Below are 16,291 nucleotides of genomic sequence, written 5' to 3'. Positions count from 1 at the left end.
GCCGACTCCACCGCTCTCGCCCGAACCCTAGACCGGCCCTCCGAGGCCGCCGCACGGAGTGTCACGCATGCCTGACGCCAAGACCAGCGCCAACACCAGCACCAGCACCAGCATCGTCGTAGTCGACTACGGCTCGCAGTACAGCCACCTCATAACGCGGCGCCTCCGCGAGCTCCAGGTCCTGTCCGTGCTCGTCCCGGCGGCGGCGACGGCGGAGCAGATCGCGGCGCACGCCCCGGCCGGCGTGATCCTATCGGGAGGGCCGAACAGCGTGAACGACGCCGGCGCGCCGCGCCTGACGCAGGGGCTGCTCGACCTCGGCCTACCCGTCCTCGGCGTGTGCTACGGCATGCAGCTCCTCGCCAAGGAGCTGGGCGGCAACGTGGGTGGCGGCGGCGCGCGCGAGTACGGCAAGGCGCCCCTCGAGCGCTACTCCGGCGAGCTCTTCGCGGGCGTCGAGGGCAAGTTCATCGCCTGGATGAGCCACGGCGACTCGGTGACGCGCGTGCCGTCGGGCTTCACCGTCACCGCCGTGTCGGAGGGCGGGGCCGCCGCCGCGATGGAGGACCGGGCACGACACCTGTACGGCCTGCAGTTCCACCCCGAGGTGCACCACACGGCGAAGGGCATGGCCGTGCTCGAGCGCTTCGTGGAGCTGACCGGCGTGGCGCGCGACTGGACGCCTGACGCGATCGTCGAGGCTAGCATCGCGAGCGTGCGCAGGACGGTCGGCGCGAACGAACGCGTGCTGCTCGGCATCTCCGGCGGCGTCGACTCCACCACGCTCGGCCTGCTGCTGCACCGGGCGCTCGGGGACCGGCTCGTGGCGGTGTTCGTCGACCACGGCCTGCTGCGGCTCGGCGAGGCGGAGGAGGTGGAGCGTGCCCTGCGCTCGCTCGGCGTCAACCTCACCGTCGTCGACGCGGCCGACCGGTTCCTCGCCGCGCTGACCGGCGTCACCGACCCGGAGGAGAAGCGCAAGATCATCGGACGGGAGTTCGTCGAGGTGTTCTCGCAGGAGGCGCGGCGCCAGCAGGACGCCGGGCCCATCCGCTACCTCGCCCAGGGCACCCTCTACCCCGACGTCATCGAGTCGGCCGGCGTGCCGGGCGCGGCCAACATCAAGTCGCACCACAACGTCGGCGGCCTGCCGAAGGACCTCGGCTTCGAGCTGCTGGAGCCGTTCAGGGCGCTCTTCAAGGACGAGGTGCGCGAGGTGGCGGAACGCCTGGGCCTCCCCCCGCACCTGCGCGACCGGCACCCGTTCCCCGGCCCCGGCCTGGCGGTGCGCATCATCGGCGACGTGACGCGCGAGAAGCTCGAGGTCCTGCGGCGCGTCGACGACGTCTTCATCTCGGCACTGCGCGAGTTCGACCTCTACCACGACACCTGGCAGGCCTTCGCGGTCCTGACCCCGCTGCGCTCCGTCGGCGTCATGGGCGACTCCCGCACCTACGCCAACACCGTCGCCCTGCGCGCCGTGTCGAGCGTCGACGGCATGACGGCCGACTGGACGCGCCTGCCGAGCGAGTTCCTCGCCACGGTCGCGAACCGCATCGTCAACGGCGTGCCCGAGGTCAACCGCGTCGTGTACGACATCACCAGCAAGCCGCCGGCCACCATCGAGTGGGAGTGACGTCCACCACGCCGGCCCGGTCGCCGGCGGACGACGACCGCGCGCGGCCGACGCCGGGTAGAGTCTTGGCATGGCACGCTGCTGGCTGGTCAAGTCCGAACCCGACTGCTACTCGTTCGACCAACTCGTCGCGGACGGCCGCACGGCCTGGGAGGGCGTCCGCAACTACCAGGCCCGCAACTACATGCGAGACGACATGCGGGTCGGCGACCTCGTCCTCTACTACCACTCGAGCACGGCGGTCCCTGCCGTCGTAGGGCTGGCCAAGGTCGCGTCCGAGGCTTACCCGGACGCCACGCAGTTCGACCCCGCCAACGAGTACTACGACCCGAAGGCGACGGCGGCGGCCCCGCGCTGGTACCTCGTCGACCTCGAGCCGGTCAGGCCGCTCGAACGACCGGTCACGCTCGAGGAGATGCGCGCAGACCCCCGCCTCGAGAGCATGCAGCTCCTCGCCCGCGGCAACCGCCTGAGCGTCATGCCCGTCGAGCCGGAGCACGCCAAGCGGGTCGAGGAGCTGGCGGCGGCCTGAGGCCCGGTGCACGGCAGGCGCGGGGGTGGCTGACCGAGGGCCGGCCCAGCATGTCGCCCTTAGGCCCGGGCGGCACGCGAAGCCCGGCACACCCGGCCGTTCGCGCGTGGTGGTAGCATCCTCAAGCATGAAGGAGCGTAGGACACGGGTCCTCGAGCTGGTGGCCGAGTCGTACATCGCCACCGCCCACCCCGTAGCGTCAGGCCACATCGCCGCGCGCCTCGAGGTGAGCCCCGCCACCGTCCGCTACGACTTCGGCTCGCTGGAGAGCGCCGGCCTGCTCCAGCAGCCCCATACTTCGGCCGGCCGCATCCCGACCGCGCTCGGCTTCCGCGTGTACGCCAAGAGCCTCCTGCCGCCGCGCCCCCTGCGCGCCGCCCAACAGAGCCGCCTCGACGAGCACCTGAAGGGCGCGGAAGGCGACGACCTGCTCGCCCTCGCCTCGCGCCTGGCGGCGGAGCTGTCCGGCTACGCCGTCACCATCCACCTGCCGGCGGACGACGCGCTGCACATCCTCGAGATCCACCTGTCACAGCTCGCCTCCAACCGACTCCTCGCGGTCGTCGTCCTCGAGAACGGCCTCGTGCGCCAGCTCGGCGTCACCGTCGACCCCGCCCCGCACGGCGACGTGATCGACGACGCCGAGCGCAACCTGAGGCAACTGGCCCAACCGGTCGGCGAGGTCCCTTCCGCGCTGCTCGAGCTCGCCAACCGCGCCGACGCCGAGCTGAGCCGCACGCTCGTGGCGCTCGCGCGCGCTTGGCACGACCTGCAGCCGCCGCGCGTCTTCAGGGAGGGGTTCAGCCACCTGCTGGACGAGCCGGAGGGCGCGGACCCGAGCTTCATGCGCCTGGCCCTCGAGTCGCTCGAGTCGGAGTCGAGGAACGCGTCTCTCCGCGGCGCCAAGGGCATGAGCGACTACGCCGACGCTTCCGAGCCGGTACCTCCGGCGGGCGCGGCAGGCTCCGCGGCGGGTAGGGAGCCGGCCGGTCGCGGCACCGAGGGTGAGCTCTTCGTCGACCTCGACGAGCGCGTAGCGCGCGTAGGGGCCTCCTTCTCGCTCGGGCGCTCGAGCGGTCACCTGGCCATCGTCGGGCCGGCACGGATGCGTTACCCGGAGACGCTCTCGGTAGCGCAGGGCCTGGCCCGCGCCTTGGAGCGCCCCGGTAGAGCCTGACCGGGAGGTACGCCTACGAGGCGTTGGCCAACGGAATATCTCACAACGAACGCGCCCATCGCGGCACTATGCTCCTTGACGGGTGGACGCCTTCGCTGGCGGGAGCCGTGCGTGAACCGGGCGCACGTGAGCAAGCGTCGCGCACCGTGAGCGTCCCGCTCCCAGTAGGGCAGCGCCTCGCACCCCACCAAGCCGTGACCGGCGCGGCACGAAGGAGGGCTATGCCGAACGATGTCTACGTCAAGACGCACACGGCGCTCTCCGCCATCGTCTCGCCACGGGTCGCGGCCGGGGTCCTCGACCAGGCCATCGCCTCCGCCGGCTACGACGGTGACTCCGTGACCGTCTCGACCATGCGACACCTCCTGGCGGGCGCCGTGCGCAAGGGCCTCGCCGGCACGTTCCCGCGTGCCGCCCTCACCTACCACCTGAAGCTCCTAGCGGACGAGCTGGCCGCCTCGGCGCCACCTCAGCCCAAGCACCGCACGCCCGTGGCCGACGCCTTGATCGCGGAGGCCGAGGCCGAACGCGCGTACGTCTCGTTGACGTCCGAGCGACTGGCCGCCGTCGAGCTCACGACGGACCCGGGGCCCACCCTGCCCGCGCCGACGACCGCCCAGACCGGCCCCCTCGCCACGTTGCCGAGCACCCAGTTCGTTCCCGACGCCGCAGACGGCCGCCTGGCCGGTCGCGCGCCCGTCGTGCCGCGGAAGCGGCGCCGCACGTCCCGCGCCGCCGAGCCGGCGCCGCGGCGCAAGGTCGCCCGCCTCGCCGAGCCGGCGCTCGGCAGGGTGCTGAAGCTCTTCGGCGACATCGAGGCGGTCCGGCAGGTCGTCGTGCTCCGGCGCAGCGCCATCCTCCTGCAACGCGGGGAAGGCGTCGACCCGGAACGCCTCCCCGGTCTGGTACTTTCTTCTCGTCACCTTCTGGCGCGCTCGAGCGACTTGCGCGCCCTGTCGGTCGAGCACCCGAGCGGTGTGCTCTTCCTGTTCCCGTTCGGTGAGGACAGCTTGGTCGTCGTCACGCAAGGAACCGTCAACATCGGTGCCGTCCTGAACGCGCGCGCCGCTCTCGAGGAGGCTGCATGATCCGCCGTCAACTCTCTCTCGCCACCGCGGTGCTGGTCGTGGCGCTTTGGTCGGGAGCCGCGTTCGCGCAGGAGGATTCGCTTCTCCAGCGCTACGACCTAGCCCTCGAGAACCTGCAGGTCGCCACCGCCTCGGTGCCGGGTGACGGCCTGCAAGCGCGCGACGAGCTGGAGCGCGCCCTCAACGCGCTCCTGACCCTCTCGCGCGACGCCACCAGCTCTAACCTCGTGCAAGCGATGGAGCGCACGTTCGAGCGCACACGCGTGGCCGTCGAGAACCAGAGCCGCACCGACATGGCCGTCCAGACCGCCGTGCTCGGTGGCGGCTTCAGCCGCCTCGTCCTCGACTCGGCGTTCTCGAACGCCGACGGCGACCTCGCCCTCGCGCGCGGACGCCTCGAGCACCTGGCCAGGAGTCTCGCGTTCAGCGCGGACGCCGTCTCCGAGATCACGAGCGCCGGCTCCTCCGCAGCGCTCAGGCTCGCCTTCGAGGCGGGCGCCGCCGACGCCGTGGCTGCCGAGCTCGAGGTGGCCGCGCGGCTCTTCGACGATGACCGCGACGGCGCGTACGTCAGCCTCGCCAAGGCCTACGGCGACTCGCTGCTCGTGCAGGACTCCCCGCGCGTCGACGCCACGCTGAACCGCGACCTCGTCGGCGCGGCGCAGGCGCTCGTCGCCGGCGACCGCGCGGAGCTCGACGCCGCCACCGAGCGCGCCACGACCTCCCTCACCCGCCTGGCCGCCGCCGCCCGCAGCGCCGCGACCGACGCCGGAGCCGCCGACCAGACCGCTACCCAGCCCACGGACGAGGTCGCGGCGCAGGAACCCGCCGCCCTCGCCCCTGACGTGCTACCGGAGGTGGTGGCCGGCGCCCAGAGCGAGCCGGTCGCCGAGGAGCCGGCCACGGTCGAGACCGCCGAGACCGCCGAGACCGCCGCGCAACCGGCCGAGGCGCAGGGCGACGGCGCCCTCACGGGCCCGGACCTGGAACAAGCCGTCGCCGCCCGGTTGGCGGAGATCGAGGCCGAGGAGCGCCGGACGCACGTGGACGCGGTGAGCCTCGACCTCGTCGGGGCCGGCGTCCCGCGCGCCCTGGCCGGCCGCGAGGCGGAGCGCGTCGTCGACGCCGGCTTCGCCGACCTAGGGGCCGTCTTCACCGAGCTCGACGCGGGCGCGGGCCGCATGCTCGCCGGCGTCCGGCGCGGGGACCAGACGGAGGCCCACGCCGCCCTGACCGGTATCGCCTCGACTTACGGCGCCGTCCTGGCGCCGAGCCTGAGGCAGGTCGCCCCGGACGTGGCGCAAGGCACCGATGACCTCCTCGCCACGCTCGCCGACACGGCGCGCCTGTCCACCACGGACGCCGCGCTGGTCGGCGCCAGGACCGGCATCATCAGGGGCGCCTTCGCCGGCGAGCCCGTCGGCGTCGCTGACGCCGTCGAGACGACGGTCGCGACCGCCTGGTCCGGCTTGCCTCGCAACGTCGTGTACATCGTCCTCGCGCTCCTGGCCATCGTCCCGCTCGTGCTCCTGAAGATGGCCTTCGGCGGCAGCAACCGCAACTGGCGGCTCGTCGGCTGGGCGCTGTTCCTCCTCCTGGTCCCGACCTTCTACCAGGGGATCGTGGCCTTGGTCGACCTCCTCTCCGGCTACGTCGACATGGCGTGGCTCCCCGACCTCGGCCGCTGGTCGATGTTCGGCGGCCTGACGGGCCAGGCCGTGTGGGCCGTGCTCGTCCTCGTCGCGCTCGTGCTCGCGATCGTGGGTCTGCGCGGCATCTGCGTGCAGTTCGGCCTCCTCGGCGGCCAGAAGAAGAGCGTCGCCCCGGCGCCCGCCGCCGCGGTGCCCAAGAAGAGCAGCACCGGCAACACCACCATCGACTGGGACGAGGAGTTCTGATGCCATACGGCAGCCGCGGTGAGCGGTCGAGTGGTGGCGGCGCCACGTGACCGTCATGACCACTTCCGTCTACCAGGCCGCCGTGATGGAACTAGAGTCGGTGCTCTCCCCGAGGATCGTCTCCCGCGCGCTCAAGGACGGCCTGCGCCAGCTCGGACGCGCCCCCGAGACCGCCGACCTCGCCGATATCGAGAGGGTCATGAAGGCGCAGGTCTTCAGGCAGCTCCAGGTCATGATGCCCGTGACGCAAGCCAAGGAGACGGTCGCCGGCATCCTGGAGCGTCTCACGGGCACCTCCGCCGCCACGCCGGGCGACGCGAGCGCTTCCGAGTCGAGCCTCGAGGCCGTCGGTCAGCGGCTCGCCGCCGTCCAGGCGGAGCTGCGGCCGTTCAACCTCTACTTCGAGTGGCCGGAGGTCCAGAAGCTGCGGGCGCAGGTGCAACTGGTCGACGGCGAGTACGGCGCGGGGCGCTCGGCCCTAGCCGTCTTGCAGGAGGCCGAGGAGCAGCTCGTCGTCGTCAAGCAGAAGCTCGAGGACCAGCTCGTCCTGCAAGCCCGCGACCTGGGGGAGCTCGCCGAGACGCTCGAGGCCGTCAGGGAGCTGGGCGGCCCGCGCGTGCGGCGCTTCGAGACCCTCGTCAACCAGGTACAGGCCGCGCAAGCTCAGCGCCAGCTCGCGCCCGCCGAGCTCGAACGGGCCCATCGTCAGGCGCGCGAGCTCAGGCGCGCAGCAGAAGCCGAGGCCGCGCAGCTGGGCGGGGCGGTCCATGGCGCCGGAACGACCGCGGCGGACGCGACGCCTACGCCCGAAGTCGAGGCGCCTGACGGCGTGGCCGAGCAGGGCGCCGACCGCCACGCGCGGCCCGGTGCCGCCCCGACCGGGGCGTCGGCCGCCGGCCGCACCGAACCGGAGCGGTCGGGGCCGGAACCGGATGCGGCCGCGCTCGCGGACACGCCGGCGCCGCGGACCTTCGACGTCGTGCCACCTAGCGTGCGGGACGCCGAGTTCGAGGACCGCATGCGGCTCCTCGACATCGCGGCAGAACGCCACGACCTCCGGGCCATGGAGGGCGAGTTCGGCGCCGTCATCGAGTACTACCCCGAGCTCGGCAAGCGGCTCGCGGAGCTGCGCGGCGAGCTGGAAGCGGAGCGGTCGGTGGCCGGCGAGCTCACCGGGTTCAGGCAGGACCTCGAAGCGACGGGCGCCGCGCTGCGCACCGACCTGAAGGAGGAGTTCACCGAGCTCCGCTCGGCTATCGACGGGCTGCGGCCCGAGGTCGACACTACGGAGCTCGGGCAGGCCGTGCGCGTCACGCTCGGGATCCTCGAGTCCGGCCTGCCGAGCTACACGGACGTCGAGCACGTCCGGCGCCTGCACCAGCTCGCCAGCGAGCAGGCCGAGGTCATGGACCGCGAGGACGAGGCGCGCGAGCAGAGCCTGGAGGCGCAGGCCCAGCTGCTCGTCAGGCTGGAAGCCACGCTGACCAACCGCCAGGACGACGAAGGCGTGCGCGAGCACGTGGAACGGCTGCGCTCGGAGATCGACCAGCTGCGGCTGGCGCAGGAGCAGAGCGCCGTGGCCCACGACCTCGTCTCGGCGGCGCGCGAGGCCGAGGAGGCCTTGGAGCGGAGCCTCGCCGAGCGCGCCACCGAGGCCAGCGAGCGGCGCCTGGCGCGGCTCAACGCCCTCAGGGCCAAGCTGGAGCGCCTGCCGGTCACCGCGACCCTCGGCGACCGCGCGGCCGCGCTCCGCAGCGAGGTAACGCGTCTGATCGACGAGCAGGAGAGCGCGGCGGCCGTCGCTGGGTTGCTCCTCGACGAGCGCAAGGCCGCAGCGCCCTTGGAGGACTCCGACATCGAGTCGCTCGGCACGGAGATCGAGGCGCTGAGGGAGGAGCTGAGCGGCAGCCTCCGCGGGCGCCTGATGCGTCTGGCGGAGGAGGCGACCGAGCTCGGCAACCACCCGCTCATGGAGCACATCCAGAAGGCGCTCCTCGGCCTCGAGCTCGACCGCTACCCGGACCTGGCGCAGCTCCACGCCGCGCTGCGTTACGAACGCGAGGCGCAACGCCAGGAGCAGGTCGACGAGCTCAAACGCCTCTCGCAAGCCGCCTCGCCGTTCGAGAACTCCGGCGCCGGCGCCGAGCTCAAGGACCTCCTTGCCGAGGCGCGCCGCGACCTCGAGGCCGGGGAGGCCCCGCACACCCTCAAGCGGGCGGCCGAGCGCCTCGCGGAGCTGGAGCGCGCCGCCGAGCAGACGCTGGCCGGCATGCCCGCCCGCCTCGACGCCGCCCTCGTGGCCCTCGAGCCCGTCGCGAAGCTGAACAGCGACGGCGTGACCACGGTGCGCCGGATCCTCAGCCACCTCGACTCGCAGCGCGAGGCGCTCCCGCGCCTCTCCCGTGGCCTCCAGCTCCAGCTGGACAGCGCCCTCTCCCAAGCCGAGCGCATGCTCGTCGACCTCAAGGACGAGTACGAGGCGACCAGGCTCGTCGCTGACAGGGTCGTCAGCGGCGGCCTGCTCGACGACGTCCTCGGTCTCCTGAAGGTCACGGGGTCGAGGCCGGCCACCGAGCCGGCGTTCGAACGCGGCCAGGTGCTGGCCGACTACGTCGACGACGAGCGCCTGACGAGCGCCACGTGGCTGGCGAGCGACGGGAGTGTCCTCGCCCACGAGGGCCGGGACGACGAGCAGTCGCCGGCGGCCGGCATGGTGCGCCTCGCGCGGGCCGCCGCCGCCGAGCTGCCCGGCATCGACGCGCTGCAAGCGCACGACGGCGACGAGGTCCTCCTCCTCGTCCTCCTGGCGAACGGGGAGCGGATCCTGCTGCGCACGTTCGACGCCGACCACGCCGGCGCCCTGGTGCGCCGGGTGCGGCGCGACGCCCGCGGCTGGCCGCTAGCGGGTAGCTCCGAGCCGTGAGCGGCGGGGCGGAGGCGGAGCGGCCCATCCCCCTGACCACGCTGGGAGACACCGAGCGCCTCGCCGGCGAGGCGCTGGCGGCGCTGCCGCCCGGCGCGCTGCTCGTGCTCTCAGGGCCGCTCGGTTCCGGGAAGACGACGTTCACCCAGGCGCTCGCCTCTCACCTGGGCGTTGCGGCGCCCGTGACGAGCCCTACTTACACGCTGGTGCACGAGTACCCATCGCCGGAAGGTCCCCTCGTCCACCTGGACGCCTACCGGCTCGCCGGGGGCGCGGGTCTGGCGGGCGCCATGCTCGACGACTACGGCTCCCGGGCACGCCTCGTCGTGGTCGAGTGGGGCGAGGGGCTGCTGGAGGCCTACCCGGAAGCGTGGCAGCTGGCCTTCTCGTTCGCGCCCGCCGCGCCGGGCACGGCGGGACCGTCGCGCCAGGCGCGCTGGTTGCGGACGCACGGCCCCACGCACGAACGGACCGGCACCGGCGACGACCAGACCGGCACCGCGAAGGAGAGTACCGGAGCGTGAGCGGCGGCGGCCCCCTGCTGCTCGGGATCGACTGCTCGACGACGCACCTGGCCCTCGCCGTCGTAGACCCGGGAAGCGGCACGCTGGCGGCCACGTCCGACGACGTGGGCCGCGCGCACGCTGCGCTCGTCGTCGAGGCGCTGGCGGCCTTGCTCCGCGCCAGCGGCGCCGCGGCGCGCGACTTCGCCGCCGTCGGCGTCGGGGTCGGGCCCGGCTCGTACACGGGCGTGCGTGTGGGCGTGGCGACCGCCCTCGGCATCGCCCGCGCCTGGGACGTCCGGTGCGTCGGGGTCTCGAGCCTCGCCGCCATGCCGGCCGCGTTGGTGGCCCCCAGCGCGCGCGTCGTCGCCGCGAGCGACGCGCGCCGCGGCAACGCCTACGCTCAGCTCCTGGAGCGCCGCGACCCGCAGCCGTGGGCGGTGAGCTATGCGGAGCTGGAGGCGCCACGCAAGCTCGCTCGCTCGGAGTTGGCCACCGCGTATCCCGGCGTCCCCCTCCTCGAGTACGGCACCGTCGTCGCGGCGAACGGCACCGCGACGCCCGTGGTACCGGAAGCCAGCGCGTTGGCCTGGGGTGCGGCGGGGGCCGCGGGCGGCGCGGACGAACCGCCCAAACCTCACTACCTGTAGCGTTATACTGCCTCACCGCGAGACTACGGCGTCCTCGCGGACCGCACCGCGACGAAGGGCTTTCTTGCCCCAGTGGCGGTGAGGCCCGTTGGCCGTCGTGGTAGCCGGAAGCGCCGTGGAGCGGAAGTGAGTATGTTCTTCAGACTCGGAAAAGAGATGGGGGTCGACCTCGGCACGGCGACCGTCCTCATCTATGTGAAGGGCCAAGGCATCATGTTGCGCGAGCCGTCCGTCATCGCGATGGTCCGCGACACCGGTGAAGTGAAGGCCGTCGGCGAGGAAGCCTACCGGATGCTCGGCCGGACGCCGGGCAACATCGTTGCGGTCCGTCCGATGCGCGACGGCGTCATCGCCGACTACGACCTGACCGAGAAGATGCTCCAGGCGTTCGTGCGCAAGGTCCTCACGGGCCCGAGCCGCCTCTTCAAGCCGCAGATCATGGTGTGCGTGCCGTCCGGCGTCACGGAGGTCGAGCGCCGCGCCGTGCTGCAGGCCACGCGCGAGGTGGGCGCCCGCAAGGCGTTCCTCATCGAGGAGCCGCTGGCCGCCGCCATCGGCGCCGGCGTCAACATCGCAGAGCCGACCGGCTCGATGATCGTCGACGTCGGGGGCGGCACGACGGACATCGCCATCATCTCGCTCGGCGGCATCGTCGTCTCCGAAAGCCTGCGCATCGCCGGCAACGAGTTCGACGAGTCGATCATCAGGCACATCCGCCACAAGGAGAACCTGCTCATCGGCGACCGCACGGCCGAGGCCGTGAAGATGGAGGTCGGAGCCGCCATGCTGCGCGGTCCGGGCGACGACCAGAGCCTCGAGGTCCGCGGGCGCGACCTCATCAACGGCCTGCCCAAGAGCATCACGGTGACCACGAGGGACGTCGTAGAAGCGCTCAAGGAGCCGATCGCCAAGATCGCCGACGGCGTGCGGCGCGTCCTGGAGCAGGCGCCGCCCGAGCTCGTCAGCGACGTGATCGACCGCGGCATCATCATGACGGGCGGCGGGGCGCTCCTGCGCAACTTCGACGAGCTGCTGCGCCAGACGACCGGCATCCCGGTCATGGTGGCTGAGAACGCCACGGACTCGGTGGCGCTGGGCACCGGCCAGGCGCTCGACATGATCCACGTGCTGCAGGACGCGCTCATCTCAGACAACTTCCTGAGGCGCTGAACGTGGCGGCGCACACGCGCGCCAAGCGGAATGCCGACAGTGAAGGGGCCGCTGGTCACGCGAGGCGTGCCCGGCGGTCCGCGCTTTCCTCGCGCCTCCTCGCCTGCAGCGCCCTCCTCGCCTGCTCTGCGGCGCTCGCCCAGCCCGCCCGCTCCGCCGCCGACCTACCCGTAGAGGCGGTGGTCGTAGGCGACAGGGGTCACGGCGTCACGGCCGCGGCGGGCAACCGGCTCGAACGCTTCACGGTCGAGGTGCTCGCCGTGCAGTGGGACGCCGGTTCCGGCTTCCCGCTCGTGCTCGTGCGCGCCGGCGGTCCGGTCATCGAGGCGGCCGGCGGCGTCGCGGCCGGCATGAGCGGCAGCCCCGTGTACATCGCCACCGAGGCCGGCGACGCCCTCCTCGGCGCCATCGGCTACGTGTTCCCACGCGCCGACCACGACCTCGCGCTCGTCACGCCCATCTCCGTCATGCGCCGCACGAGCGGCGGTCCTCTCCCCCCGTTCGTCGAGGTGCCCGGAGTCGGGGTCGCGACGAGCGCCGCCACGCCCGTGCTCATGACGGGCGTGAGCGCGCGCGCCGCCACCCTGCTCGCACCACTGTTCAGGTCGGCGGATGTCGCCGCCTTCCCCGTCCCGGGCGGCGGGGCGGCCGGCGCGGCCGGCGATCAGGCGGAGTACGCGCTCGAGCCGGGCGCCCCGCTCGCCGTCTCGCTGGCCTGGGGCGACGTCGCCATGCAGGCCGTAGGCACGGTCACGGCGGTGGAGGGCGGCGAGGTCATCGCGTTCGGTCACCCGTTCCTCGGGATCGGCTCCGTCTCCCTGCCCATCACGCCGGCCTACGTGACCGCCATCGTCCCGTCCTCGGACGTGCCCTTCAAGCTGGCGAACGTCGGCACGCAGGTGCTCGGCGCCATCGAGGAGGACCGGCCAGGCGCCATCTCCGGCCGCCTGGGCGTCGTGCCGCGCAGCCTGCAGGTCGACCTGAGCGTCGTGGGTGTCGGTCCGACGGCCTCGTACTCGTTCGCGGTCCCGGCCGACGACCGGCTCTACCCCACCCTGGTCGGCACCGGCGTACTCTCGCTCCTGGACCGGCACCTCGCCGCCACCACGGCGGGCTACGCGGAGGTCGCGTGGGAGATCGGCCTGAGCGGCGGCGAGCGCGTCAACGTCATCGAGCAGACGAACGCCACCGACGACATCGCGTACCGCGCCGCGGTCCTGACGATGACCCCGCTCGTCATCCTGGCCGACAACGAGTTCCGCGAGAGCGGCGTAGACCACGTCTCCGTCGCGATCCGCCTAGAGGACAGGCAGCGCATCGCCAGCCTCGAGGAGGCCATCGCCGAGGAGGACGTGGTGGCGGCCGGGGAGAACGCGCTGATCCACCTACGGCTGCAGCCGTACCGGCAGAACGCCATCGTCCGCACCATCAGCGTGCCGATCCCGGACGACGTCGAGGGCGAGCTCACGATCCTGATCCGGGGCGGCGACGTCCCGCGCGACACGGGCGACGCCCGCGTCGACGAGCAGGAGGTCGACAAGCCGCGGTCGTTCCCCGAGCTCCTCGACGCCCTCAGGCAGCAGGTGCAGGCGAGCGAGCTCGTCGTCGAGGCGATCACCGACGCGGGCGAGGTCAGGCGGCTCTTCCGCACCCCCTTCGCCTTCGTGATCGACGGCAACGAGGAGCTGACCGTCACCGTGACCACGGCGCAACCGGACGCGGAGCCGGAGCGACCGGGTCCCGGCGACGAGGGCGAGGGCACGACCGGCGGCGCGGATGGCTGAGACGGCCGGCCACGCGTACGCCGAGCTGGCGGCGGAGCTCGCGGCGCTCGCGGGCGCGGCCACGGCCGACGCCCCACCGCCGGGCGGCGCGCGCATCCGGCGCCTCGTCGACGCCACCGTCACGCGGCACCCCGAGGCCGTGCTCGTGGACGCCGCGTGCGTCATGAGCAAGGAGGCGGCCGCGGCGGGGCCGCCGGCCAGCCGGCCGGCGCTCCTCGTCGTGCCGACAGGCACGGGCTGGGCTGCCGACTACGGCGCCGGCTTGCTGGAGGTACCGGACGCGCGCCTCGCGCTCGCGGTGCTGAGCGCGCGTTTCGCGCGCGCGTACGTGCCCGCGGCCGGCGTCCACCCGCTGGCCAGCGTCGCCGCGAGCGCGAGCGTCGGGGAGGGCGTCCGGATAGCGGCGGGCGCCGTGATAGGGGCGGACGCCGAGCTCGGCGCGGGCTGCGTGATCGACGCGGGAACCGTGGTCGGCGAGGGCGTCAAGCTCGGCGCGGACTGCCGGCTCCACCCGAACGTGACCTTGTACCCGGGCACCGTGCTCGGCCGGCGCGTCATCGTCCATGCCGGGAGCGTCGTCGGAGCGGACGGGTTCGGGTACGCCGCCTCACCGCGCGGCGCGCTCAAGGTCCACCACTTGGGAGGCGTCGTGCTGGGTGACGATGTCGAGATCGGCGCCAACACGTGCCTCGACCGCGGCACCCTCCTCGACACGGCGGTGGGAGCGCGCACCAAGATCGACAACCACTGCCAGATCGGGCACAACGTCGTCATCGGGTCCGACACGCTCATCGCGGGCATGGCGGGCATCGGGGGGAGCACGAGGATCGGCTCCGGCGTGATCCTCGGGGGGTACGTGGCCGTCAGCGATCACGTCAGCATCGGCGACGGCGCGCGCATAGCCGGCCGCAGCGGAGTCACTAAGGACGTGCCGCCCGGCGCCACGTGGGCCGGCTTCCCCGCACGCCCCCACCGCGAGTTCGTGCGCGAGCTCTACCTGCTCGGCAAGCTCGAGGAGCTGTGGCGCCGGGCGCGCGCCGGCAGGACCGTGGGCGAGGCCGCGGGTGAGGCCGCCGGGCGCGTCGGCTCCGGCCCCGCGTCCGACCACGACGGCGCAGCCGCCGAGCACCCGGGCGACGCGGCCAAGGACGCCTGAGCGCCCGTGACGACGGTGACGGGACGCACCATCCATTCCGGCCTGACGAGCAGCGTGACGCTGCACCGCGCGAGCGGCCCCCTGCGGTTCCTGCGCGGCGGCACGGAGGTGCCCGCCGACCTGGCCCACCTGTCCGGCGCCGAGCGCGCCACGAGCCTCTCGGCGGACGGCGCGAGCGTACACATGGTCGAGCACCTCCTCGCGGCCTTGCGCGTGGCGGGCTACTTCGAGGGCGTCGTCATCGAGGCGAGCTGCGACGAGCTGCCCATCCTCGACGGCTCGGCCGAGCCTTGGACCGCGGCCGTCGCGGAGCTCGGACCGCCGCCGCCCGCGCCGGCAGCGCTCGTTCTTGAGCGCGAGGTCGAGGTCGCGCTGCGAGGCGGCCGGGCGCGAGCGACGCCCGGCGAGGAGGCCCTCGCGTACACGGTCGCGTTCGAGCACCCGGCCATCGGCGTGCAGGCGTGGGAGGGCGGACCAGGCGCCTACGCCGACCTGCTGAGCGCGCGCACGTTCGGCTTCGAGCGCGATTGGGAGGCCCTCAAGGCGCGGGGGTTGGCGCTGGGGGCGAGCGAGGCGCATGTTATCGTCTTCGCGATGGACGGCCCGACTCGTCCTCTACGCCACCCAGACGAACCCGTACGCCACAAGGCCCTCGACGCCGTCGGGGACTTGGCGCTCCTCGGCCGCCCCGTGCGGGCGCGGATCGCCATCGAGCGCGGCTCGCACGCCCTCCATCACGAGCTCGCGCGCGCCGTGGCCATGGCGGCCGCGTCGTGAGCGCCCACGACCTGGTCCCGGACGCGCCGCTGCGCGTGGCCGTCGTCGGTACGGGCGTCATGGGGCGCTACCACGCCACGAACTACGCGACCCTCCCCAAGGTCCGCATCGCGGCCGTCGTCGAGGTCGACGAGGGCAGGCGGCACGAGGCCCAGCAAGCCTACGGCTGCGCCGGTTACGCGACGCTCGCGGAACTCCTCGCCCACGAGGAGATCGACGCCGCCAGCGTGGCAGTGCCGACGAGCCTCCACTACCGGGTCACGCGGACCCTGCTCGAGGCCGGCGTACACGTCCTGGTCGAGAAACCGGTCGCCACGGACGTGGCCCAGGCGCACGCCCTCGCCCGCCTCTCCGCGGAACAGGGGCTCGTGCTCCAGGTCGGCCACATCACGCGCTTCTACAGCGCGGTGCAGATGTTGGCACGCGAGGTGAGGCAGCCGTACCTGATCGAGGCGCGCCGCCTCTCCCCTTCCCAGCGCGTGAAGGACGTCGGCGTGGTCCTGGACCTCATGATCCACGACATCGACATCGTGTTCGGGCTGATGGGCAACGGCAACGGCGTGGTCGAGGTGGTGGCCTCGGGGCTGCCGCTCAACGGCTCGCCCCTCGAGGACGTGGCCGTCGCCCAGATCAAGTTCGAGAACGGCTGCCTCGCCCGCTTCCTCGCCAGCCGGGTGTCGCCCGACCCCGAACGCACCATGCTCATCGCCGAGCGCGACAAGACGGTGCGCGTCGACTTCGCCAAGGAGCCGTACAGCGAGGTGCAGTTCTTCCGAACGCCGGGCAGCGCCGCCCACTCGGGACACGTGAAGCTCGACCGGCACCTGGTGCACGACGAGAACCCGCTGCGCAAGGAGCTGGAGCACTTCCTCGCGCGCATCAGGGGCACGACCGACCCGATCGGCACCCTGGACGACGACATGCGCTCGCTCGAGCTCGCCACTCGCATCCTCGCCGCGATGCGAGAAGGCAAGAGCGTACCTGTACACTGACGGAC

General features: G+C 73.0%; 13 protein-coding genes. All 13 read left to right on the top strand.

The window, feature by feature from the left end; genetic code table 11:
- Positions 1–67 precede the first annotated feature (67 nt).
- The 13 genes from guaA (at position 68) to M9914_01040 (ending at position 16,286) form a co-directional block, all read left to right on the top strand.
- The gene (gene guaA / locus M9914_01100; GenBank protein MCO5172767.1) at positions 68–1,636 is read left to right on the top strand and encodes a glutamine-hydrolyzing GMP synthase; all 1,569 of its coding nucleotides are present in this window, start codon (positions 68–70) and stop codon (positions 1,634–1,636) included.
- 70 nt (positions 1,637–1,706) lie between these two features.
- On the top strand, positions 1,707–2,168 hold the full coding sequence (locus tag M9914_01095) for an EVE domain-containing protein (protein MCO5172766.1): 462 nt from the start codon (positions 1,707–1,709) through the stop codon (positions 2,166–2,168).
- A gap of 127 nt (positions 2,169–2,295) precedes the next feature.
- Positions 2,296–3,345: a DeoR family transcriptional regulator gene (locus M9914_01090; protein MCO5172765.1), complete on the top strand. Its 1,050-nt coding sequence runs from the start codon at positions 2,296–2,298 to the stop codon at positions 3,343–3,345.
- Positions 3,346–3,566: 221 nt separating this feature from the next.
- Complete coding sequence (locus M9914_01085; protein ID MCO5172764.1) at positions 3,567–4,433, top strand: hypothetical protein; 867 nt, start codon at positions 3,567–3,569, stop codon at positions 4,431–4,433.
- Positions 4,430–6,331 carry a hypothetical protein gene (locus tag M9914_01080; protein ID MCO5172763.1) on the top strand — a complete coding sequence of 634 codons (1,902 nt, stop codon included), beginning with the start codon at positions 4,430–4,432 and terminating at the stop codon, positions 6,329–6,331. Before M9914_01085 ends, M9914_01080 begins: the two co-directional genes overlap by 4 nt.
- Before the next feature lie 55 nt (positions 6,332–6,386).
- A complete protein-coding gene (locus M9914_01075; protein MCO5172762.1) occupies positions 6,387–9,254 on the top strand; it encodes a hypothetical protein in 2,868 nt (955 codons plus the stop codon).
- Positions 9,251–9,778, top strand: a complete 528-nt coding sequence (gene tsaE / locus M9914_01070) for a tRNA (adenosine(37)-N6)-threonylcarbamoyltransferase complex ATPase subunit type 1 TsaE (protein ID MCO5172761.1) — start codon at positions 9,251–9,253, stop codon at positions 9,776–9,778. Before M9914_01075 ends, tsaE begins: the two co-directional genes overlap by 4 nt.
- Entirely contained in the window at positions 9,775–10,407 is a 633-nt protein-coding gene (gene tsaB / locus M9914_01065; GenBank protein MCO5172760.1) for a tRNA (adenosine(37)-N6)-threonylcarbamoyltransferase complex dimerization subunit type 1 TsaB, read from the top strand. Before tsaE ends, tsaB begins: the two co-directional genes overlap by 4 nt.
- Positions 10,408–10,539: 132 nt before the next feature.
- On the top strand, positions 10,540–11,577 hold the full coding sequence (locus tag M9914_01060; GenBank protein ID MCO5172759.1) for a rod shape-determining protein: 1,038 nt from the start codon (positions 10,540–10,542) through the stop codon (positions 11,575–11,577).
- Between the two features lie 179 nt (positions 11,578–11,756).
- Positions 11,757–13,361 (top strand): hypothetical protein, encoded by a 1,605-nt coding sequence (locus tag M9914_01055; GenBank protein ID MCO5172758.1) that lies wholly within the window; start codon positions 11,757–11,759, stop codon positions 13,359–13,361.
- Positions 13,354–14,517 (top strand): UDP-3-O-(3-hydroxymyristoyl)glucosamine N-acyltransferase, encoded by a 1,164-nt coding sequence (lpxD, locus tag M9914_01050; protein MCO5172757.1) that lies wholly within the window; start codon positions 13,354–13,356, stop codon positions 14,515–14,517. The genes M9914_01055 and lpxD overlap by 8 nt, the downstream gene beginning before the upstream one ends.
- A gap of 6 nt (positions 14,518–14,523) precedes the next feature.
- Positions 14,524–15,294: a UDP-3-O-acyl-N-acetylglucosamine deacetylase gene (locus M9914_01045; GenBank protein MCO5172756.1), complete on the top strand. Its 771-nt coding sequence runs from the start codon at positions 14,524–14,526 to the stop codon at positions 15,292–15,294.
- Positions 15,291–16,286: a Gfo/Idh/MocA family oxidoreductase gene (locus M9914_01040; GenBank protein MCO5172755.1), complete on the top strand. Its 996-nt coding sequence runs from the start codon at positions 15,291–15,293 to the stop codon at positions 16,284–16,286. The genes M9914_01045 and M9914_01040 overlap by 4 nt, the downstream gene beginning before the upstream one ends.
- Positions 16,287–16,291: the final 5 nt, after the last annotated feature.

The sequence above is a fragment of the Trueperaceae bacterium genome (assembly GCA_023954415.1).
Classification (GTDB): Bacteria; Deinococcota; Deinococci; order Deinococcales; family Trueperaceae; genus JAAYYF01.
Note: the sequence above shows the minus strand (reverse complement) of the source record. Positions and strands in the feature narration are given on the sequence as shown.

Bases quoted from the DNA above. Each gene is read 5' to 3' on its own strand.
- guaA (MCO5172767.1), top strand. From the start codon at position 68: ATGCCTGACGCCAAGACCAGCGCCAACACCAGCACCAGCACCAGCATC.
- M9914_01095 (MCO5172766.1), top strand. From the start codon at position 1,707: ATGGCACGCTGCTGGCTGGTCAAGTCCGAACCCGACTGCTACTCGTTC.
- M9914_01090 (MCO5172765.1), top strand. From the start codon at position 2,296: ATGAAGGAGCGTAGGACACGGGTCCTCGAGCTGGTGGCCGAGTCGTAC.
- M9914_01085 (MCO5172764.1), top strand. From the start codon at position 3,567: ATGCCGAACGATGTCTACGTCAAGACGCACACGGCGCTCTCCGCCATC.
- M9914_01080 (MCO5172763.1), top strand. From the start codon at position 4,430: ATGATCCGCCGTCAACTCTCTCTCGCCACCGCGGTGCTGGTCGTGGCG.
- M9914_01075 (MCO5172762.1), top strand. From the start codon at position 6,387: ATGACCACTTCCGTCTACCAGGCCGCCGTGATGGAACTAGAGTCGGTG.
- M9914_01060 (MCO5172759.1), top strand. From the start codon at position 10,540: ATGTTCTTCAGACTCGGAAAAGAGATGGGGGTCGACCTCGGCACGGCG.
- lpxD (MCO5172757.1), top strand. From the start codon at position 13,354: ATGGCTGAGACGGCCGGCCACGCGTACGCCGAGCTGGCGGCGGAGCTC.